The organism is Pseudomonas sp. NPDC086581, from assembly GCF_044746165.1.
GTDB lineage: Bacteria > Pseudomonadota > Gammaproteobacteria > Pseudomonadales > Pseudomonadaceae > Pseudomonas.
Map to the genome: position 1 here is coordinate 107,471 of NZ_JBIVBR010000001.1, position 20,864 is coordinate 128,334.

Annotated in this window: 18 protein-coding genes and 4 tRNA genes; 4 read left to right on the plus strand and 18 right to left on the minus strand. The window is 64.1% G+C overall.

All coding sequences use genetic code 11. From position 1 onward, the window contains the following. Positions 1 to 26 precede the first annotated feature (26 nt). Positions 27 to 1,094, plus strand: coding sequence for a diguanylate cyclase domain-containing protein (locus ACIPK7_RS00475; protein ID WP_401084356.1), 1,068 nt, complete (start codon positions 27 to 29; stop codon positions 1,092 to 1,094). A 53-nt stretch (positions 1,095 to 1,147) separates the two neighbouring features. Here the strand turns inward: ACIPK7_RS00475 and ACIPK7_RS00480 are convergent. Continuing rightward, positions 1,148 to 1,224, minus strand: a tRNA-Arg gene (locus ACIPK7_RS00480). 92 nt (positions 1,225 to 1,316) lie between these two features. Here ACIPK7_RS00480 and ACIPK7_RS00485 point away from each other — a divergent pair. After that, the gene (locus tag ACIPK7_RS00485; RefSeq protein ID WP_192430276.1) at positions 1,317 to 1,793 is read left to right on the plus strand and encodes a GNAT family N-acetyltransferase; all 477 of its coding nucleotides are present in this window, start codon (positions 1,317 to 1,319) and stop codon (positions 1,791 to 1,793) included. 2 nt (positions 1,794 to 1,795) lie between these two features. Here ACIPK7_RS00485 and phnN read toward each other — a convergent pair whose 3' ends face one another. Further along, positions 1,796 to 2,359 carry a phosphonate metabolism protein/1,5-bisphosphokinase (PRPP-forming) PhnN gene (phnN, locus tag ACIPK7_RS00490; protein WP_401084359.1) on the minus strand — a complete coding sequence of 188 codons (564 nt, stop codon included), beginning with the start codon at positions 2,357 to 2,359 and terminating at the stop codon, positions 1,796 to 1,798. 487 nt (positions 2,360 to 2,846) lie between these two features. On the opposite strand from phnN, the gene amrZ reads away from it, so the two are divergent. Next, positions 2,847 to 3,179 (plus strand): transcriptional regulator AmrZ, encoded by a 333-nt coding sequence (gene amrZ, locus ACIPK7_RS00495; RefSeq protein ID WP_017517196.1) that lies wholly within the window; start codon positions 2,847 to 2,849, stop codon positions 3,177 to 3,179. Between the two features lie 123 nt (positions 3,180 to 3,302). Here amrZ and mgtE read toward each other — a convergent pair whose 3' ends face one another. Then, a complete protein-coding gene (gene mgtE / locus ACIPK7_RS00500; RefSeq protein WP_192430278.1) occupies positions 3,303 to 4,745 on the minus strand; it encodes a magnesium transporter in 1,443 nt (480 codons plus the stop codon). Positions 4,746 to 5,067: 322 nt separating this feature from the next. On the opposite strand from mgtE, the gene bamE reads away from it, so the two are divergent. After that, a complete protein-coding gene (gene bamE, locus ACIPK7_RS00505; RefSeq protein WP_401084363.1) occupies positions 5,068 to 5,592 on the plus strand; it encodes an outer membrane protein assembly factor BamE in 525 nt (174 codons plus the stop codon). 67 nt (positions 5,593 to 5,659) lie between these two features. Here the strand turns inward: bamE and ACIPK7_RS00510 are convergent. From ACIPK7_RS00510 to argR, 15 genes are all read right to left on the minus strand, one after another. Then, positions 5,660 to 5,736: transfer RNA gene (locus ACIPK7_RS00510), tRNA-Arg, on the minus strand. A gap of 98 nt (positions 5,737 to 5,834) precedes the next feature. Next, a tRNA-Arg gene (locus ACIPK7_RS00515) sits at positions 5,835 to 5,911 on the minus strand. 109 nt (positions 5,912 to 6,020) lie between these two features. Beyond that, positions 6,021 to 6,111 (minus strand) — tRNA-Ser (locus ACIPK7_RS00520). Between the two features lie 60 nt (positions 6,112 to 6,171). Continuing rightward, on the minus strand, positions 6,172 to 6,357 hold the full coding sequence (gene csrA / locus ACIPK7_RS00525; RefSeq protein WP_003085981.1) for a carbon storage regulator CsrA: 186 nt from the start codon (positions 6,355 to 6,357) through the stop codon (positions 6,172 to 6,174). 186 nt (positions 6,358 to 6,543) lie between these two features. Further along, entirely contained in the window at positions 6,544 to 7,779 is a 1,236-nt protein-coding gene (locus tag ACIPK7_RS00530; protein WP_401084366.1) for an aspartate kinase, read from the minus strand. 101 nt (positions 7,780 to 7,880) lie between these two features. Continuing rightward, positions 7,881 to 10,505 (minus strand): alanine--tRNA ligase, encoded by a 2,625-nt coding sequence (gene alaS, locus ACIPK7_RS00535; RefSeq protein WP_401084368.1) that lies wholly within the window; start codon positions 10,503 to 10,505, stop codon positions 7,881 to 7,883. Between the two features lie 121 nt (positions 10,506 to 10,626). After that, a complete protein-coding gene (gene ltaE, locus ACIPK7_RS00540) occupies positions 10,627 to 11,631 on the minus strand; it encodes a low-specificity L-threonine aldolase (RefSeq protein WP_401084371.1) in 1,005 nt (334 codons plus the stop codon). A gap of 140 nt (positions 11,632 to 11,771) precedes the next feature. Next, entirely contained in the window at positions 11,772 to 12,764 is a 993-nt protein-coding gene (gene astE, locus ACIPK7_RS00545; RefSeq protein ID WP_401084374.1) for a succinylglutamate desuccinylase, read from the minus strand. Positions 12,765 to 12,814: 50 nt separating this feature from the next. After that, positions 12,815 to 13,096, minus strand: a complete 282-nt coding sequence (locus ACIPK7_RS00550) for a hypothetical protein (protein ID WP_054907334.1) — start codon at positions 13,094 to 13,096, stop codon at positions 12,815 to 12,817. A 9-nt stretch (positions 13,097 to 13,105) separates the two neighbouring features. Then, a complete protein-coding gene (astB, locus tag ACIPK7_RS00555; RefSeq protein ID WP_401084377.1) occupies positions 13,106 to 14,452 on the minus strand; it encodes an N-succinylarginine dihydrolase in 1,347 nt (448 codons plus the stop codon). Next, on the minus strand, positions 14,452 to 15,918 hold the full coding sequence (gene astD / locus ACIPK7_RS00560; RefSeq protein ID WP_401084380.1) for a succinylglutamate-semialdehyde dehydrogenase: 1,467 nt from the start codon (positions 15,916 to 15,918) through the stop codon (positions 14,452 to 14,454). Before astD ends, astB begins: the two co-directional genes overlap by 1 nt. Before the next feature lie 25 nt (positions 15,919 to 15,943). Further along, entirely contained in the window at positions 15,944 to 16,963 is a 1,020-nt protein-coding gene (gene astA / locus ACIPK7_RS00565) for an arginine N-succinyltransferase (protein ID WP_081517973.1), read from the minus strand. A gap of 11 nt (positions 16,964 to 16,974) precedes the next feature. Next, the gene (aruF, locus tag ACIPK7_RS00570; RefSeq protein WP_401084383.1) at positions 16,975 to 17,991 is read right to left on the minus strand and encodes an arginine/ornithine succinyltransferase subunit alpha; all 1,017 of its coding nucleotides are present in this window, start codon (positions 17,989 to 17,991) and stop codon (positions 16,975 to 16,977) included. A gap of 165 nt (positions 17,992 to 18,156) precedes the next feature. Beyond that, entirely contained in the window at positions 18,157 to 19,377 is a 1,221-nt protein-coding gene (locus ACIPK7_RS00575; protein WP_401084386.1) for an aspartate aminotransferase family protein, read from the minus strand. A gap of 476 nt (positions 19,378 to 19,853) precedes the next feature. Next, positions 19,854 to 20,837 (minus strand): transcriptional regulator ArgR, encoded by a 984-nt coding sequence (gene argR, locus ACIPK7_RS00580; protein WP_192430288.1) that lies wholly within the window; start codon positions 20,835 to 20,837, stop codon positions 19,854 to 19,856. Between the last annotated feature and the right edge of the window lie 27 nt (positions 20,838 to 20,864).

Here is a 20,864-nt window from a genome sequence, read left to right on the forward strand (position 1 = left end):
GATCCCACACGCGCACAGGGCGGTTCATGTTCAAGACCATCGAGTCCGAGATACTCAAGCAAAGCGTCCCGGCCGGGATCAGGGCCGAATTCCTCCAGCACGATTTCGAGCGACTCCACGGCCTCAGCCTGCTGATCTTTGCCGTGAGCGCCGCGATGTGGCTGCTCTTCGACCTCATCGTCAGCTTCCAGGCCGGCCAGGGTTTCACCTACGTCTCGGTACTCTTTCTCGGCGTATTCTTCCTCATCACCGTGCTGGCCAGCTTCGTGCGCAAGGCGGTGCACTTCTACTGGCTGAACCTGGCCTTCGTGATCACCTTCAGCCTCGGCGCGCGCCTGGTGATCGATGGCTTGCCGGAGCCACTGCGCCCGGCCTGGCTGGTGATCGCCGCCGCCACGGTGCTCTACAGCGCCACCGCGATGCCGCTGAACAATCTCGCCTTTTATTCAGTGCTGGCAGTGACCTGGACCTTCCTCAACCCGCTGCTGGGCGATGTGCCGGCCCTGGACGCTCGGCGAAGCATGCTGGTCAGCTACCCGCTGTTCATCAGTGCGCTGTCGGTCTACATCTTCCACCACCTGAGCAAGTCAAAGCTGTACAACTACGCCATGGCGCGCCTGTTGCTGGACCAGGCCTACCTCGACGCGCTCACCGGCATCCCCAACCGCCGCTCCTTCATGACCCGCGTCGGCCAACGCCTGAGCAACGACGGCGAACAGCGCTACCTGGTGATGATCGACATCGATCACTTCAAGCGGGTCAACGACACCTACGGGCATGACATCGGCGACGAAGTGCTGACCCGCGTCGCGCGCGCCATCCAGCATGAAATGCAGGACTTCGAATTCGCCCGTCTGGGCGGCGAGGAGTTCGGCCTGTACCTGTGGGGGATCAGCGTTGAGGAGGCCCAGTCGCGGGTCGAGCAGCTACGCCGCGTGACCGCCGAGTTGCCCGGCACGCCCAGCGTCACCATCAGCCTGGGCCTGGCCCATCTCACGGCGGACGGAACCTTGAGCCAGGCGCTGATCAAGGCCGACCAGGCGCTGTACGACGCCAAGCACAACGGGCGCAACCGGATGACCTATTCGCCTTGATGGCCACCCCGGGTAGAAACGAAAAAGGCCCGCAGATGCGGGCCTTGGCGTACTGGTGTCCCGGAGAGGGGTCGAACCTCCAACCTTCCCCTTAGGAGGGGGACGCTCTATCCAATTGAGCTACCGGGACAATCGGGTCGGCATGTTAACCACCGACAAGCGATTTGTCATGCCGCCGCCACCGTCGCGGTCCATAATTTCGCCGTCAGCCGGAGAATCACCATGACCACAGACGACGGCGCCCTGCCCGATTCCCCTTTCGCTACCTTCGATGTGCGCGTCGCCACGGCCGATGATGCGGCGGCGCTTGCTCCGCTGCTGCAGCAACTGGGGGCGCGTGACCCGCTGCCCGACACCGCGCTGCTCGCCCTCGCCCTGAGCGACCAGCAACCCTCGCGAGTGACGCTGATCGCCGAGCGCGATGGTGTCTTGCTCGGCACCTGCACCCTGCACCTGATCGAACACATCGCCCATGGATTCGCCCGCTCGGCAATCCTCGAGGACATGGTGGTGGACAGCCGCGCACGCGGACAGGGCATAGGCCAGGCGCTGATTGGCCGGGCCGTGGAATGGGCTCGGGACTGGAAGTGCTACAAACTGGCGCTCTCCAGTCACCAGGACAGGGAAATGGCGCACCGCTTCTATGCGGCGATGGGCTTCGCGCCTCACGGCGTCAGCCTGTCGCTGAGCCTGGACTGACCTCAGCTGGCCTGGGCATCCGAAGGATCGAGCAGGTCCAGAAGGTGGCTGACCGTCACATCCAGGGACACCGAATTGTCCAGCTCCACCAGCGGCCCGGGCAGGCCATCGGCGAAATGCGCGTTGCGCGCCAAGCGCTCCTCGATTTCCGCCAGCGTCTCCCGCCCGCGCTTGAGCAGACGCTGGCGCAGCACGTCGGCATCGACCTTCAGCAGCACCGCGATCAGCCGCGGATAACGACGGCGGGCCTCGGGCAGGTACTTGCGCGAACCATTGACCAGCACGTCGTGGCCGGCAGCGAGCCAGTCATCTATCTCGCGGGGTATGCCGTAATGCAGGCCATTGGCATGCCAGCTCATGGCGAAGGCGCCGGAGCGCTCCAGCGCGGTGAATTCGTCGACGCTTACCGAGTGCGCTTCTTCACCCTGCGCCTCGGCGGAACGAGTGATGACGCGCCGGACGATCCGGCAATCCATCGCGGCCAACGGAGCGCTGGCGGCCTGCAACACGCTGTCCTTTCCGGAACCCGAAGGGCCCATCAGGAAAATCAATCTGCCTGGGGTCATGAGTCTCTCGGTACGCCGGCGGCTCGGCGCTACTTCAATTCTGATCCGCGGGGCGGATAATACTCCGAGCCTTGTGCGATATCAGTGAAAACCCGATATCGACGCCCGCTCGAACCCACCACCCCTGACTCACCACCAAACGCTGTGCCATCATGGCCATCCGCGACGAAGTGCCCCCATCAGGCTGCCTAACGGCAGGCAGGCGCACGGTACATATCGACTACGCTGACTGAGACGGGCACATCACCAGCTTTCCCTTCAACTCCAATCCAAAGAGGGGTCTGCCTAGGCGGTCTCATTTCGGACGATTGGTGCTGGCATTTAGCCTTCACCCGAGACACAATATGCCGAAGGTTTGACGTCAAGTTATTGGATATTTTTTCAAAAGCTTTGACGACGCGCTGAACGGCCACTGGAAATCGCTGTCAAAGGGCCTGAACGAACGCTGACCCATGGCATCGGCCTCCCTGACTTACAGGTTTAAAGTATGCGCCCATTGAAACAGGCAACCCCCACCTACTCCAGCCGTACCGCTGACAAGTTCGTCGTACGTCTGCCCGAAGGCATGCGTGAGCGTATCGCCGACGTCGCTCGCAGCCACCACCGCAGCATGAACTCCGAGATCATCGCGCGTCTCGAACAGAGCCTGCTGCAGGAAGGTGCGCTGCAGGACAATCTGGGCATCCGCCTCGACAGCCCGGAACTCAGCCTGCACGAACGCGAACTGCTGCAGCGCTTCCGCCAGCTGACCCATCGTCAGCAGAACGCGCTGATCGCTTTGATCGCGCACGATGCCGAGATGGCACAGAACGACGCCTGATTCGTTCGCGACACCCGAAACAGCCGGCCCCGAGCCGGCTTTTTCATGTCCACGATTTACGGGTGGCGCATAACGAGAGGCAAAAAAGCCGCCTCGCGGGCGGCCTTTTCGGCGGAACTGGCGCTACATCAGGAATAGCGTGGCCAATCCGAGGAAGATGAAGAAGCCGCCGCTGTCGGTCATGGCGGTAATCATTACGCTGGAGCCCATCGCCGGATCGCGCCCCAGGCGCAGCAGCGTCATCGGGATCAGCACGCCCATCAGCGCGGCAAGCAGCAGGTTCAGCGTCATGGCGCCGGTCATTACCGCACCCAGCTCCCAGTTGCCGTACAGGTAGAAGGCGACCAGGCCGATCACCCCACCCCATACCAGGCCGTTCACCAGCGCCACGCCCAATTCCTTGCGCAGCAGACGGTTGGCGCTGCTGGTCTGGATCTGGTCCAGCGCCATGGCGCGGACGATCATGGTGATGGTCTGGTTGCCGGAGTTGCCACCGATGCCGGCCACGATGGGCATCAACGCTGCCAGCGCCACCAGCTTCTCGATGGAGCCTTCGAACAGGCCGATCACCCGCGAGGCGATGAAGGCGGTGACCAGGTTGGTGGCCAGCCAGGCCCAACGGTTGCCGACCGACTTCCAGACCGAGGCGAAGATATCTTCCTCTTCACGCAGACCGGCCATGTTCAGGACTTCGCTTTCGCTTTCCTCACGGATCAGGTCGACCATCTCGTCGATGGTCAGACGGCCGATGAGCTTGCCATTCTTGTCCACCACAGGGGCAGAAATCAGGTCGTAACGCTCGAACGCCTGGGCGGCGTCGTAACCGTCCTCATCGGGTGTGAAAGTCACCGGATCGGTGGCCATGACTTCAGCCACGTCCTTGTCCGGATCGTTCACCAGCAGGCGCTTGATCGGCAGCACGCCCTTGAGCACGCCGTCGTAGTCGACCACGAAAAGCTTGTCGGTATGGCCCGGCAGCTCCTTCAGGCGACGCAGGTAGCGCAGCACCACTTCAAGGCTGACGTCATCGCGGATGGTGACCATCTCGAAGTCCATCAGCGCGCCGACCTGGTCTTCCTCGTAGGACAGCGCAGAACGCACACGCTCGCGCTGCTGCTGGTCGAGGCTTTCCATCAGCTCGTGGACCACATCGCGCGGCAGTTCCGGCGCGAGGTCCGCGAGTTCGTCGGCGTCCATGTCCCTGGCCGCGGCGAGGATCTCGTGATCGTCCATGTCGGCGATCAGGGTTTCCCGCACGGAGTCGGACACTTCGAGGAGGATGTCGCCGTCGCGCTCGGCCTTGACCAGTTGCCAGACCGTCAGGCGGTCATCCAGTGGAAGGGATTCGAGGATGTGGGCGATGTCGGCCGGGTGCAGTTCTTCCAGCTTGCGCTGGAGTTCCGCCAGGTTCTGGCGGTGCACGAGGTTTTCGACGAGGTCTTGGTGCTGGCCTTCCTGACGGTGCGTCAGGTCTTCCACCAGCTTGTGCTTGTGCAGCAGGTCGACCACCTGGTTGAGGCGGTCCTGCAGGCTTTCCTGCGGCTTCTTGGCTTCTACTTCGGTCATAGCACGCTCCACCCCCAGTGGCAGAACGGGCCAGAGGGGATCAATACATCAGGTCGTGTGTACGCAATCGGGGTTCTGAGTAACTACTGGGTAAGTCCATGGTGGTGTCCCATGCGCCCATCGAGGGCAGATGCGGGAAATGATAACACTCCGGGGTGTATTAGGCGTTACAAAATGGCGGCCAGAACAATCGCTTGCAGGCGAAAGTTCATTGGCGAATCACTGCTCGGTTCGACGCCCGAAAGCTCCCACAGGACACCCGGCCCCGACTGACAATTTCCACTCCTAGGCTGCACGCAGGCCCGCCATCACGGAGGACACCATGCGCCTGCCTGCCCTGCTCTGCTCAATCCTGATTCCACTGGTACCGACCTGCGAGGCGGCCTCAGTGTTCCGCTGCACGGCGGCCGATGGCCACGTGCTGTTCAGTCAGTATGGCTGCCCGGTGGAGCGACAACAGGAAATCCAAGAAGCGAACAACCCCACCCCCGGTAGCGGCGAGCCGGTGCCAATGGCGACTCCGCAGGAATCCGCTCCCCAGAAGCCTGCGGCGCGTAGCAGGGGCCAGCGCAAGGAAGCCGAGCGAGAGGCGGTCGTGGTCGTTGGCGAACAGCAGAATGGCTGCGGCAACCGCGTCACGGGCAGCGCGCGGCGCAAGGCAATCATCGAGGGCCGTGTGAAGACGGGAATGACCCGCCGCGACGTGGAGAGCGCCCTGGGAAGGCCGGACAGGACCAGCCAGCACAACGAGACACTGCGCTATCACTATGAGGCGGACAAGAAGCGCGGTGCACGTACCGTGACCTTCGACGAGGATGGTTGCGTGACGGGCAAGTCGAAGCGCTGACCAACTTGCCCACTCTTTTTGGAAGGCAAAGAAAAAGGGCCTGCATTTCTGCAGGCCCTTTCGTATATGGCGCACTCAGGAGGATTCGAACCTCCGACCGCTCGGTTCGTAGCCGAGTACTCTATCCAGCTGAGCTATGAGTGCGTCGTTGGTAAAGTTTAACCAGATTCACCAACTGGTTGCAGCTAATGGCTTTTCAGCCCTTTCGCCACTGAAGCCCCGCTTTCGCGTTGCCTCTTATATGGCGCACTCAGGAGGATTCGAACCTCCGACCGCTCGGTTCGTAGCCGAGTACTCTATCCAGCTGAGCTATGAGTGCGCTGATGAGGGCGCAAATTCTAGGGCGATTTTCCTGACCTGTCAACAAGATTTTTTAATCTTTTCAGTCACTTACGTAACCGGACAACTCATCGCACCAGAGGATGCAATGGCGGAGAGGGGGGGATTCGAACCCCCGACACCCTTTTGAGGTGTACTCCCTTAGCAGGGGAGCGCCTTCGGCCACTCGGCCACCTCTCCGCAACACGGGGCGCATGATATCCATGTTTTCCCCGTTTGCAAAGAAAAATTTTAGAAAAATTAATGGTTTGGTTCTTGGTCTTTCTCTTTCTGGATGCGCTGGTAGATTTCCTCACGGTGCACAGCAACTTCCTTCGGCGCATTCACACCGATACGCACCTGATTGCCTTTGACGCCCAATACAGTCACGGTGACGTCATCACCGACCATCAGGGTCTCTCCGACCCGGCGTGTCAGAATCAGCATTCCTTTCTCCTTACGTGTTACGGGATAAGCAGTCTGCAAAAAAAGAAATGGTGGCAGATTCGTATAGATCAAGTGCGCGAATCCTTCACCCAAGTATTGACCAGTCCTGCCGGAAAGAAAGTTCCTGTCAGACAGTCAAAAACGACAAAAGGCGCGGGGTAGCCGCGCCTTTCGGTATATCTCGCCTTACTCGCCCTGTCGGGCCGGGGCGTCGAGTTCGAAAGCGGTGTGCAGGGCACGGACCGCCAACTCGAGGTACTTCTCTTCGATGACCACGGAAACCTTGATTTCCGAGGTGGAGATCATCTGGATGTTGATGGTTTCCTTGGCCAGGGCTTCGAACATTCGGCTGGCGACACCAGCGTGGGACCGCATGCCGACGCCGACGATGGAAACCTTGGCGATGTTGGTGTCGCCGGTAGCTTCACGCGCACCGATGGTGACGGCGGTCTGCTTGAGGATTTCCAGGGCGGCCTGGTAGTCGTTGCGGTGCACGGTGAAGGTGAAGTCGGTGGTATTATCGTGCGCAACGTTCTGCACGATCATGTCGACTTCTACATTGGCGGCACTGATCGGGCCGAGAATCTTGAAAGCAACGCCGGGAGTATCCGGTACGCCACGGATGGTCAGCTTGGCTTCGTCGCGATTGAAGGCGATGCCGGAGATGATCGGCTGTTCCATGGATTCCTCTTCATCAAGGGTAATGAGGGTGCCCGGACCCTCCTGGAAGCTGTGCAGCACGCGCAGCGGGACGTTGTACTTGCCGGCGAATTCCACCGAGCGGATCTGCAGCACCTTGGAACCGAGGCTGGCCATTTCCAGCATCTCTTCGAAGGTAATCTTGTCCAGGCGACGCGCCTGCGGCACGACGCGCGGGTCGGTGGTGTAGACGCCATCGACGTCGGTGTAGATCTGGCACTCGTCGGCCTTCAGTGCCGCCGCCAGGGCTACGCCGGTGGTGTCGGAACCGCCACGACCGAGGGTAGTGATGTTCCCCTGCTCGTCCACCCCCTGGAAACCAGCGACAACAACCACACGGCCGGCCTTCAGATCTGCGCGAATGTTCGCATCGTCGATGCTCAGGATACGCGCCTTGGTGTGGGAACTGTCGGTCAGGATACGGACCTGATTACCGGTGTAGGAAACCGCCGGCACGCCGCGCTTCATCAGCGCCATGCTCAGCAGGGCGATGGTCACCTGCTCGCCGGTGGAGACCATCACATCCAGCTCGCGCGGAACCGGCTGGTCCATGATCTGTTTCGCCAGACCAATCAGGCGGTTGGTCTCACCGCTCATGGCGGACACCACCACGACGATGTCGTCACCCGCTTCACGGAATTTCTTCACCTTCTCGGCTACCTGCTCGATTCTCTCGACGGTGCCGACGGAGGTCCCTCCAAACTTCTGTACGATCAAAGCCATTTCAAAAGCCGCCTGATTCCTGAAGGGCGCCCATTAAACATGCATCACCGCATGCTGCCAAGGCCCGCCGGACGCGCTGCGGGCCCCGTATTTCAGGGCCTTTAGAGGCCCTGTTCGACAAATTTCACTGCCAGCGCCAGAGCCTCGTCCAACTTGCCGGCATCGACGCCACCGCCCTGGGCCATGTCCGGGCGACCACCACCCTTCCCGCCCACGGCCGCAGCGGCCTGCTTCATCAGATCGCCCGCTTTCAGCTTGGCGGTCAGGTCCTGGGTCACACCGGCGACCAGCACGACCTTCTCCTCGAACACGCCGCCCAGCAGGATCACGCCGCTGCCCAGCTTGTTCTTCAACTGGTCGACCAGCGCCAGCAGCGCCTTGCCGTCGAGGCCATCGAGACGAGAGGACAGCACCTTCACACCACCGACTTCCATGGCGGAACCCGCCAGGTCGTCGCCGGCTGCGCTGGCAGCCTTGGCCTTGAGCTGTTCCAGCTCCTTTTCCAGCTGACGGTTGCGCTCGATCAGGCCGGAGAGCTTGTCCAGCAGGTTGTCGCGGCTGCCCTTGACCAGGCCGGCCGCTTCCTTGAGCTGCTCTTCCGCGCCATTGAGGTAGGCCAGTGCAGCGCCGCCGGTGACTGCTTCGATACGGCGCACGCCGGAAGCCACACCGCCTTCGCTGGTGATCTTGAACAGGCCGATGTCACCGGTACGGGAAACGTGGGTGCCGCCGCACAGCTCGACGGAGAACTTGCCGCCCATGCTCAGCACGCGCACCTGATCGCCATACTTCTCGCCAAACAGCGCCATGGCGCCCTTGTTCTTGGCGGACTCGATGTCAGTCTCTTCGGTCTCGACCTCGGAGTTCTTGCGAATCTCGGTGTTGACGATGTCTTCCAGCTGCTTCAGTTGCTCGGGCTTGATCGCCTCGAAGTGGCTGAAGTCGAAGCGCAGGCGCTGGCTATCGACCAGCGAGCCCTTCTGCTGGACGTGATCGCCCAGTACCTGGCGCAGCGCAGCGTGCAGCAGGTGGGTAGCGGAGTGGTTCAGCGCGGTGGCCTGGCGCACCGAGGCATCGACCTCGGCCTTCACGGCAGCGCCAACGGTCAGGCTGCCCTGGGCAACCACACCGTGGTGCAGGTGAGCGCCGCCAGCCTTGGTGGTATCGCGCACATCGAAGCGCACGCCGGCAGCTTCAAGGTAGCCGCTGTCGCCAACCTGGCCGCCGGATTCGGCGTAGAACGGAGTCTGGTCGAGGACGACCACGCCTTCCTCGCCTTCACCCAGCTGCTCGACGGCCTTGCCGTCCTTGAACAGGGCGATGATCTGGCCGGCGCCGGAAACGCCCTGGTAGCCGAGGAAGCGGGTGTCGCCATCCACTTTCACCAGGCTGTTGTAGTCCATGCCGAAGGCGCTGGCGGAGCGGGCACGCTCGCGCTGGGCCTCCATCTCGCGCTCGAAGCCTTCCTCGTCGAGGGTCAGGCTGCGCTCGCGGGCGATGTCGTTGGTCAGGTCCACCGGAAAGCCGTAGGTGTCGTACAGCTTGAACACCACGTTGCCGGGGATGACGCTGCCCTTGAGCTCGGACAGGTCCTGCTCGAGGATCTTCAGGCCCTGCTCCAGGGTCTTGGCGAACTGCTCTTCCTCGGTCTTCAGCACGCGCTCGATGTGCGCCTGCTGCTGCTTGAGCTCGACGAAGGCTTCGCCCATCTCGCCAACCAGGGCGGCGACGATCTTGTGGAAGAAGGTGCCCTTGGCGCCCAGCTTGTTACCGTGGCGGCAGGCGCGACGGATGATGCGGCGCAGCACGTAGCCGCGGCCTTCGTTGGACGGCAGCACGCCGTCGGCGATCAGGAAGCCGCAGGAACGGATGTGGTCGGCAACCACTTTCAGCGACGGTGCGTCGTCGTTGGCGCAACCGATGGCCTCGGCCGAAGCTTTCAGCAGGCTCTGGAACAGGTCGATCTCGTAGTTCGAGTGGACGTGCTGCAGCACGGCGCTGATGCGCTCAAGGCCCATGCCGGTGTCAACACTCGGCGCCGGCAGCGGGTGCATGACGCCGTCCGCGGTGCGGTTGAACTGCATGAACACGTTGTTCCAGATCTCGATGTAGCGATCGCCGTCTTCTTCCGGCGAGCCGGGCGGGCCGCCCCAGATGTCGGCGCCGTGGTCGAAGAAGATCTCGGTGCACGGGCCGCACGGACCGGTGTCGCCCATTGCCCAGAAGTTGTCCGAAGCGTAAGGGGCGCCCTTGTTGTCGCCGATGCGGACCATGCGCTCGGCGGGAATGCCGACTTCCTGGGTCCAGATGTCGTACGCCTCGTCATCGCTGGCATAGACGGTCACCCAGAGCTTTTCCTTGGGCAGGTTCAGCCACTTGTCCGAGGTCAGGAATTCCCAGGCGTAGGTGATCGCGTCGCGCTTGAAATAGTCGCCGAAGCTGAAGTTACCCAGCATTTCGAAGAAGGTGTGGTGGCGCGCGGTATAACCGACGTTTTCCAGGTCGTTGTGCTTGCCGCCGGCACGCACGCACTTCTGGCTGGTGGTAGCGCGGGTGTAGGCGCGCTTTTCCAGGCCCAGGAAGCAGTCCTTGAACTGGTTCATGCCTGCGTTGGTGAACAGCAGGGTCGGGTCGTTCGCGGGGATCAGCGAACTGGACGCTACGCGGGTGTGCCCCTTCTCTTCGAAGAAGCGGAGGAAGGCTTCACGGATTTCAGCGCTTTTCATAGGTTCTTCCACGGAAAAATGCGGCCACGAATCGCCGGCAAAGGGCCGCATTATATCGGCCCCGCATCAAGGTTGTAGTGTCTTTGCGCGATAGTTAACCCCTATCGCGCAATAATTTCTGTCAGGAACGACGAAAGGCGGCAAAAGCTTCGACGATACGCGGGATATCGGCGTTTTTCACATCCAGGTGGGTGACCAGCCGCAGGCGCGCCGCCGGGCTGACACGAATGCCGCGTTCGACCAGGTGCTCGCCCAGCGCGCAGGCCTGCTCGCCGATGCCGACGTAGACCATGTTGGTCTGCACCGGCTCGATGGCGTAGCCCAGTTCCGCCAGGCCACGGCCCAGCGCTTCGGCGTTGGCGTGGTCCTCGGCCAGGCGCTCGACCTGATGGTCCAGCGCATACAGCGCCGCAGCCGCGAGACCACCGGCCTGGCGCATGCCGCCGCCGACCATCTTGCGCAGCCGGCGCGCGCGGCCGATCAGCTCGGCATCGCCGCAGAGCACCGACCCCACCGGCGCGCCGAGCCCCTTGGACAGGCACACCGAGACGGAGTCGAAGTGACGGGTGATCTCGCGGGCATCCACGCCCAGCTTCACCGCCGCGTTGTACAGGCGCGCGCCGTCCAGGTGCAGCGCCAGGCCACGGCGGCGGGTCAGCTCCCGTGCGGCGGCCAGGTAGGTCAGCGGCAGGACCTTGCCCTGCATGGTGTTTTCCAGCGCCAGCAGGCGAGTGCGGGCGAAGTGGAAATCGTCCTGCTTGATCGCCGCCTCGACCTTGGCCAGGTCCAGCGAGCCGTCGGCTTCGCCATCGATGGGCTGCGGCTGGATCGAGCCCAGTACCGCGGCGCCGCCGCCTTCATATTTATAGGTGTGGGCCTGCTGGCCGACGATGTACTCGTCGCCCCGGCCGCAATGGGCCATCAGGCCGAGCAGGTTGCTCATGGTGCCAGTGGGCACGAACAGCGCGGCGGCAAAACCCAGGCGCTCGGCCAGGGTCGCTTCCAGGCGGTTCACCGTCGGGTCTTCGCCGTAGACGTCATCGCCCAGTTCGGCCCGCGCCATCGCCTCGCGCATGCCGGCGGTGGGCAGGGTCACGGTGTCGCTGCGAAGGTCGATGATGGGCATGGCGGAGCTCCTTGGGCAATCAGGCGGAAAGGCCGATGCTAAGCGCTCGCCAGAGACGGAACAAGGCTTGGAGCAACAGTAGGAGCGAGCTTGCTCGCGAACGTTCCGCGCACGGGGTTCGCGAGCCTACGAAAAGCCGGTCAGAGCTCGGTTGGGACCACCAGGATGCCGGCGCGCAGACCGTTCTTCACCCGCGGGTTGGGGAAGATGATCCGCGCGCCCTGCTCCTCCACGATCCAGCGGGTGCCGCCGATGTCCTCGGCGAGCAGGAAGCCGTGGTCCAGCTCGGTGAAGTTGTCCACCGCATCGTCCAGGTGCAGGCGGAAGTGGTCGCTGTGCTTGATCACCTCGCGGGAGACGGCGAACAGCTGCAGGCCGTCCATTTGCGCCCCGTCCGCTTCCTGGCCGCTGATCACGTCCTGCAGCATGGCTTCCAGGCGATCCAGGTTCACGGCCTGGTTCTGTCCGAACGGCCGGGCCTTGCCCAGCTCCAGGGTGAATGCCTCGGCGCCGAGCTGGCTGTAGGTGTAGGCGCTGAACGTGATGCCCGGCTTGCTTTGCAGCAGCACCGCATCGATGCCGGCGCTGCGCAGGCGCGCCAATTCCTCGCGGGAATGCTCGCGGCCGCTGGCCCAGGGGTAGAGCGCGAACTGCTCGATCTTCGAACCCCGGATGGCGGTGTGCAGGTCGTAGTGCAGACGCGAACGGCCCTCGCGGGCAAAGAACGCGGCAGCCAGGCGCTCCAGCTCCGACGCACGCAGGGCCTCGTTGCCGCTGCCCTCTTCGTGGCGACCACAGAACAGGCGGTTGATGTCCTGTTCCAGGTAACGCTCGCCCCGGCGCATGGCCTCGGGATTGCCGAGCAGGAACAGCACCCGCGACGCCGGCTTCAGCTCGCCACGGGCGATGCCGTGCACCAGTCGGTCGAGCAGTTCGATGGGGGCCGTCTCGTTGCCGTGGATACCTGCCGAGAGCAGCAGGTCGCGGCCATTGTCGCGCGCCACCGGCGGAGTGACTTCGAGGGCGCCTTCAGCCAGCCAGTGCAGGCGGGTGCCGTCTGCGGTGAGCTGAATCTTTTCCGTCGGCTCACGGCCGGCGAGGGTCAGTTCGAGCAGTTTGCCCAGAGCTAGCATGCGGACGCCTCCATCATTCCCCGCGACCGGAACGGCCGCGGGCTCCGCGATCAGTGGTGATGGTCACATCCACAGTCTGGACCATGTTCGTGGACTTCGGCGGCTTCCAGCTCAAGGCTCAGACCCAACTGGTTCACCGCCTGCGGGCGCACCACCAGCAGCGGGATCTCGGCGTCGTCCTCATGGGAGTCGGCGTAGATCACCAGGCCGCCCTTGCCGTCGGCCTCCAGCCACAGCTCGCGCCCTTCCAGGCGGATGGCCAGGCGCGCGGTATGGGTCTCGCGGCGCTCGCCCTTGTTGTCTTCGAGAATCAGCGGGAGGCTTTCGGTCATGTCAGTTACTCAAATCTGCTGGAAGGGATAAACCGAGCCCAGTTTAAGGATCTGGCTCAATTCATCCAACGCCGTCCGGCACTCGACGAGCAGTTGCGGATCGGCCAGGTCGGTTTCGGCCAGGCGATCGCGGTAGTGCTTGTCGACCCAGGTGACCAGGGTGTCGTGCAGGGTCGGGGTCATGATGACGCCCGGATTGACCGCTGCCAGCTCCTTGTCGGTCAACGCCACGCGCAGGCGCAGGCAGGCGGGGCCGCCACCGTTCTGCATGCTCTGCTTGAGGTCGAACACCTTAACCTCGCGGATCGGGCCATCCTCGGCGGTCAGGCGCGACAGGTAGCTCCAGACGCGCTCGTTCTTGCGGCACTCCTCCGGGACGATCAGCAACATGTTGCCGTCGGCACGGGTGAGCAGTTGGCTGTTGAACAGGTAGGACTTCACCGCGTCCTCGACGGTGACCTGGTCGCGCGGCACGCACACGGCGCGGAACCGGCCGCCACGGCGACCGAGCTTGTCGTGCAACTCGGCGAGCACGCGCTCGGTGTCGAGGAAGGCGTCTTCGTGGTGGAACAGCACTTCGCCATTGCCGACCGCAATCACGTCGTTATGGAACACGCCCTGGTCGATCACCGCCGGGTTCTGCTGGGCGTAGACCACGCCGTCATCGCTCAGGCCGTGCAGGCGGGCGACCGCCTGGCAGGCTTCCAGGGTCTGCCGCGCCGGGTAGCGCTGCGGCGCCGGGTAGCGGCTGTCGAAGGCGCTGCGACCGAACACGAAGAATTCCACGCCGGCTTCGCCATAGGACTTGCAGAAGCGCGTGTGGTTGGCCGCGCCCTCATCGCCGAACTGGGCGACTGCCGGCAGAGCGGCGTGGTGGGCGAAGTGTTTCTCGTCGTTGAACATCGCGGCGAGGATGCGGCTGGTCTGCGGATGCTCGATGGAACGATGGAACTTGCAGTTCAGGTTGGCGGCGGTGAAGTGCACGCGGCCATCGGCGGTGTCCGCACCTGGGCTGACGGTGGCAGCGTTGGCGGTCCACATGCAGGACGCCGAGCTGACGGCGGCCAGCAGCGGCATGGCCTCTTTCGCCGCCTTGGCGATCACTTCGGCGTCGCTGCCGGAGAAGCCCAGGGCGCGCAGCGAGGCAACGGCCGGACGTTCCTGCGGGGCGAACACGCCCTGCTTGAAGCCCATCTCCATCAGTGCCTTCATCTTCGACAGGCCCTGCTTCGCCGCCTCGCGCGGGTTGGAGGCCGCCTGGCTGTTGCTCTGCGAGGCCACGTTGCCGTAGGACAGCCCGCCGTAGTTGTGCGTCGGCCCGACCAGACCATCGAAGTTCATTTCATAGGCGGTCATCACAGGCTCACTCCCGGAGTCAGGGTTGCAGGCAGGCTCAGGCTGTCGCTTTCCAGCGAAGCCACCGGGTACGCGCAGTAGTCGGCGGCGTAGTAGGCGCTCGGGCGATGGTTGCCGGAGGCGCCGATGCCGCCGAACGGCGCGCTGCTGGCGGCGCCGGTCAGTTGCTTGTTCCAGTTGACGATGCCGGCGCGGCTCTCGATGAGGAAGTCCTCGTAGCGGTCGCGGGAATCCGACAGCAGGCCGGCGGCGAGGCCGTACTGGGTGGCGTTGGCTTCACGCACAGCGGCGTCGAAATCGGCATAGCGAATCACTTGCAGCAGCGGGCCGAAGAACTCTTCGTCCGGGCGCTCGCTGACGGCGGTCACGTCGAGGATGCCAGGCGTCAGCAGCGCGGCGGTGGCCAGCGGCTGGGTCATCGCCAGCAGCGGCTTGGCGCCCTTGGCCAGCAGTTGTTCCTGGGCCTTGATCAGGTGTTCGGCAGCGGCCAGCGAGATCACCGAGCCCATGAACGGCGCCGGTTGCTCGTCGAAACGGCCGACCTTGATGGTCGAGGCCACGGCCACCAGGCGCTCGATCAGCGCATCGCCCCAGGCACCCAGCGGAACCAGCAGGCGGCGGGCGCAGGTGCAGCGCTGGCCGGCGGAAATGAACGCGGACTGGACGATGGTGTAGACGGCGGCGTCTACGTCCTTCACTTCGTCGACGATCAACGGGTTATTGCCGCCCATCTCCAGCGCCAGGATTTTCTGTGGGCGACCGCCGAACTGGCTGTGCAGCAGGTTGCCGGTGCGGCTGGAACCGGTGAAGAACAGACCGTCGATATCGTCATTGCCAGCCAGGGCCACGCCGGTATCGCGGGCGCCCTGCACCAGATTGATCACGCCAGCGGGAATGCCCGACTCGATCCAGGCCTGCAGGGTCAGCTCGGCGACCTTCGGGGTCAGCTCGCTGGGTTTGAACACCACGGCATTGCCTGCCAGCAGGGCCGGCACGATGTGGCCGTTAGGCAGGTGGCCGGGGAAGTTGTATGGGCCGAACACGGCAACCACGCCATGGGGCTTGTGACGCAGCACCGCAGTGGCGTCGGCCAGCGGACCGCTCTTCTCACCGGTACGTTCACGGAAGGCCTGAACCGAGATGGCAACCTTGTTGACCATGCTGGTCACTTCGGTGGCGGCTTCCCACAGCGGCTTGCCGGTCTCCTCGCCAATGGCGCGGGCCATTTCCTCGGAACGGCTCTTGAGGGCTGCGGCAAAGCGCTCCAGTACGGCGATGCGCTCTTCCACCGGGCGACGGGCCCAGGCCGGGAAGGCTTGGCGCGCGGCGGCGACGGCGGCGGCAACCTGCGGCTGCGAAGCGGCACGGCCGGACCAGACCACGGCCTGGCTGACCGGGCAAAGCGATTGCAGAGGCTCGCCTTCGCCCGCCAGCCACTGGCCGGCAATGTAGTGGGTATTCATCATCAGGCTCCCCTGACGCCGGGCGGCGTCAGTTGCGTTTTCCGGAGAGGGGCACCGCGCGGACCGAAGCCCCGGCGGACAGGCGCAAGCGTTTGGCGGTCTGCGCATCGACCACCAGCGAGCCGGCGGCCACGCGCGCCGGGGCCGCGGTGATGCGGCACTCCTCACGCTTGCGGTTGTGGATCAGGTAGGGCTCGGCGTCGTCGCCCGGCGTGCCGATCGCCAGCACCAGGTTCTGGCTGTCGGCAATGGCGCGGACCTTCTCGGTCGGCGCCTCGATGGCCGGGCCGGCGTCGAAGATGTCGACGTAGCCCTGATAGCTGAAGCCCTCGGCCTTGAGCATGGCCAGCGCCGGCTCGGTATCGGAGTGCACGCGGCCGATCACCGAGCGTGCCTCTTCCGAGAGGAAGCAGGTGTAGAGCGGGAACTTGGGCATCAATTCGGCGATGAAGGCCTTGTTGCCCACGCCGGTCAGGTAGTCGGCCTGGCTGAACTCCATCTTGAAGAAGTGCCGGCCCAGGCTTTCCCAGAACGGCGAGCGCCCGGCGGCATCGGACATGCCGCGCATCTCGGCGATCACCTTGTCACCGAACAGTTCGCGGAACTCGGCGATGAACAGGAAGCGCGCCTTGGACAGCAGGCGACCGTTCAGGCCGGCGCGGTGATCGGCATGCAGGAACAGCGAGCACAGCTCGGACTGGCCGGTGAGGTCGTTGGCCAGGAACAGCGTGGGAATCTCGCGGTGGATGCCCAGCTCCTGGGAGGCGCTGACGGTCAGGCCGACGCGGTAGTTGTACCAGGGCTCGCGCAGGCCGACGGCGCCGGCCACGGCGGAGATACCGACGACCTTGCCTTCGTCGTTTTCCAGCACGAACAGGTAGTCGGCGTCGGCGCGCTCGGCCTCGCCACGGAAGGCCTTTTCGGCCCAGCTCACACGGTGCTGCAGGCGCTGCTCGTTGGCCGGCAAGGTGGTCAGACCGGTGCCGGTGCTGCGCGCCAGGTCAAACAGAGCCGGCAGGTCGGCGCTGGTTACGGGACGGACGATCATGCTCTCTCCCCTCAGATCGCAACCAGGCGCACGCTGGCGCCCTCACCAATGCCCAGGGCATCGGCGGTTTCCTGGTTCAGGGTGACGGGCTTGCCCGGTACCCAGTCGAGTTCGGCGACGATGGCGCGGAAATCCTGCAACTGGCCGTTGGTGACCAGATAACTGCGGCTGCCATGCCCCGACGCGCCGATGCGTACCGGCACCTGGCGGCTCTGGGCGATGGAGCGGATGTTCGAGGTGCGCGCATGCAGCGCCGGGCCGCCATCGAAGATGTCCACGTAGTTCTCGGACTCGAAGCCGTCGCGCATCAGGATGTCGAAGGTGATCTGCGCACGCGGATGCACCTGGCCCATCGCCTCCTGCGCCTCGTCTGGCAGCAGCGGCACATAGATCGGGTAGTGCGGCATCAGCTCGGCGAGGAAGGTGCGGCTCTTCAGCCCGGAAAGCTTCTCGGCCTCGGTGTAGTCGAGGTCGAAGAAGTTGCGACCGATGGCGTTCCAGAACGGCGACTGACCCTGCTCGTCGCTGTAGCCGACGATCTCCACCACCACCGCATCGGCGAAGCGCTCCGGATGGCTGGCCATGAACAGCAGGCGGCCACGGGAGTTGAGCTCGGCGATCGGCGTGTTCACCAGGTCGCGCTCGACGTAGAAGCTGGTCAGCAGGCTGTTGCCGGTGAGGTCATGGCACAGCGAGAGGACGTGGATCTTGTTGTGGATCTTCAGCTCGCGGGAAGCGTGCACGAAGGTCTCGTTGCGGAAGCTGTAGAACGGCTCGGAGAAACCGGCCGAGGCGACAATGGCCGAGCAGCCGACGAGGCGGCCGGTCTCACTGTCCTCGAGCACGAAGAAGTAGCTCTCTTCACCGTTGAAGCTCACTTCGGCGGTAAACGAAGCCTCCGAGGCAAGTATCTTCTCGCGCAGGCGTTCCGCGTCGTCCGGCAGCGACGTGACGCCGACCGGGCTGTCCGCGGCGAGACGCTGCACTTGCTGCAGGTCGGCCACTTGGGCGGGGCGCATCACCAGCATGGCGTCACTCCTCTAACCAGACAAAAATTGTGATTCTTGGTTGATGAATCATGGGCGCGACACGGCCTGTGCCGCGCACATAGGGGCATTCGAAGAACCGGCCGGGACGAGCCGACCGGTTGAGCGGCGAGGCGCGGGCCCCGCCGGTTCAGCGTAGCCGGGGGATCAGCCGCGGGTCAGCTTGGCGATGGCGCGCTCGAGGCGATCCAGGCCTTCGTCGATGTCCGCGTCCGGGATCACCAGGCTGGGGGCGAAGCGCACCACGTCCGGGCCGGCCTGCAGGACCATCACGCCTTCCTTCTCGGCAGCGTTTAGTACGTCCTTGGCCTTGCCCTTGAAGGCATCGTTGAGCACCGCGCCGATCAGCATGCCCATGCCGCGGACCTGGGTGAAGATGCCGTACTCGGCGGCGATCTTTTCCAGGCGGACCTTGAAGCGCTCATGCTTGGCCTTCACGCCTTCGAGCACTTCCGGGGTATTGATCACGTCGAAGGCCGCACCGGCCACCGCGCACGCCAGCGGGTTGCCGCCGTAGGTGGTGCCGTGGGTGCCGACGACCAGGTGCTCGGCGATCTTCGCGGTGGTCAGCATGGCGCCGATCGGGAAGCCGCCACCCAGGCCCTTGGCGCTGGAGAGGATGTCCGGGTTCACGCCGTAGTACTGGTGGGCGTAGAGGTAGCCGATACGACCGAAGCCGCTCTGCACTTCATCGAAGATCAGCAGCGCGTTGTTCTCGTCGCACAGCTTGCGCACGCCTTCCAGGTAGGCCTGGTCGGCCGGCAGCACGCCGCTCTCGCCCTGCACCGGTTCGATGATCACGGCGCAGGTCTTGTCGGAGATGGCCGCCTTCAGGGCTTCCAGGTCGTTGAACGGGATGTGGGTGATGCCTTCGACCTTCGGGCCGAAACCATCGGAGTACTTGGCCTGGCCACCGACATTGACGGTGAACAGGGTACGCCCGTGGAAGCTGTTGACCATCGAGATGATCTCGTACTTCTCGGGGCCGTAGACGTCGTGGGCATAGCGGCGCGCCAGCTTCAGCGCAGCTTCGTTGGCCTCGGCGCCGGAGTTGGCGAAGAACACGCGCTCGGCGAAGGTGGCGTCGATCAGCTTCTTGGCCAGGCGCAGGGCCGGCTCGTTGGTGAAGACGTTGGAGACGTGCCAGATCTTACTCGCCTGCTCAGTCAGCGCCTGCATCAGCGCAGGATGAGTGTGGCCCAGGGAGCTGACCGCGATGCCGCCGGCGAAGTCCACCAGCTCTCGGCCGCTCTGATCCCAGACTCGGGAACCCTCGCCACGCACCGGAATGAAGGCAGCCGGCGAATAGTTGGGAACCATGACCTGGTCGAAGTCGGAGCGTTGGACCTGAGCTTGCGGAGCGGACATCGGTGTTCTCCTGCCTGGTTGAGGCGGCTATCGATGGATGGATTGTAGGGACGATACGCGGGCCGGCATTGCCGCCATGCGACAACTTGTTATAGCGCCAACCCGCGAATTGCCGAGGCTTACGGAAATGCGACAGAAAGCGTCGGGAAGGCGCAGTGTAAGGCCTGGGGCCTGCTGCGGGTACAAGCGGGCGTGGAATTTGTTCGCTGCGCGAACGGGGGAAATCGGAATAAGGAAGGAAGGGGCTTTTGAGCAGCAGCGAGCAGGGTGCTAGGGCGGAGAGATGCTTTTCGTAGGAGCGAGCTTGCTCGCGAACCGCTTTACGCCGGTGCATCCGGCAGGATCGTTCGCGAGCAAGCTCGCTCCTACCAAGGGCCGTTCAGACTCGTAGGGCGAATAACGCGCCAGCGTTATCCGCCGTACCCGGAGAGGCGGATAACCTGTTCCAGGTTATTCGCCTTACGAAAAGCGCGGCGTCAACCGCGCTCGGCGACCACCGGGGCAGCTTCGGCAACGCTCTGGCCGCGGCGCTGGTTGCGGTCTTCGCGCGGGGTCACGCCGAAGAAATTGCGGTACGCGCTGGAGAAGTGCGGGCCGCTGGAGAAGCCGCAGGACAGGCCGATCTGGATGATCGACTTGCTGGTCTGCATGAGCATCTGCCGCGCGCGGTTCAGGCGCAGTTCCAAGTAGTACTGGCTCGGCACGCGGGTCAGGTACTGCTTGAAGATACGCTCCAGCTGGCGACGCGAGACGCAAACGTGCTGGGCGATCTCGTCGGTGGTCAGCGGCTCCTCGATGTTCGCCTCCATCAGCAGCACCGCCTGGGTGAGCTTCGGGTGGCTGGAGCCAAGGCGGTTCTTCAGCGGGATGCGCTGGCGCTCGGAGCCTTCGCGGATGCGCTCCACCACCAGCTCTTCGGACACCGCGCCCGCCAGCTCTGCACCATGGTCGCGGGACAGCACGGCCAGCAGCAGGTCGAGCACCGCCATGCCGCCGCAGGCGCTCAGGCGATCACGGTCCCACTCGAACAGGTGGTTGGTGGCAATGACCTTGGGATAACGCTCGGTGAAGTCGTCGTGCCAGCGCCAATGCACCGCAGCGCGGTAGCCGTCGAGCAGGCCCAGCTGCGCCAGCGGATAGATACCGGCGGACAGCGCGCCGATGCTCACACCGCTACGCGACAGCTGCTTGAGCACAGAGGCCAGTGGCGCGGGGACCGTCTGCGGAATCTCGTCGGCGACCAGGAAGATGCGCTGGCACTGCTCCAGCACACCGCTCCAGGCTTGCCCCGGCAACCGCCAACCATCAGAGTCCGCGACCGTCTCGGCGCTCATGAACACCGGTTCGTAGAGCGCCTCGGGGTGCAGCCGGCGGGCGACCCGCAAGGCCTCCTCGGCCAGACCGAGGGTCAGCGCCCGCGTGTGCGGCCAGAGGAGGAATCCGATGCGTTGTGCGGTCATTCGACTAGATCACCAGGCGACGGTAAC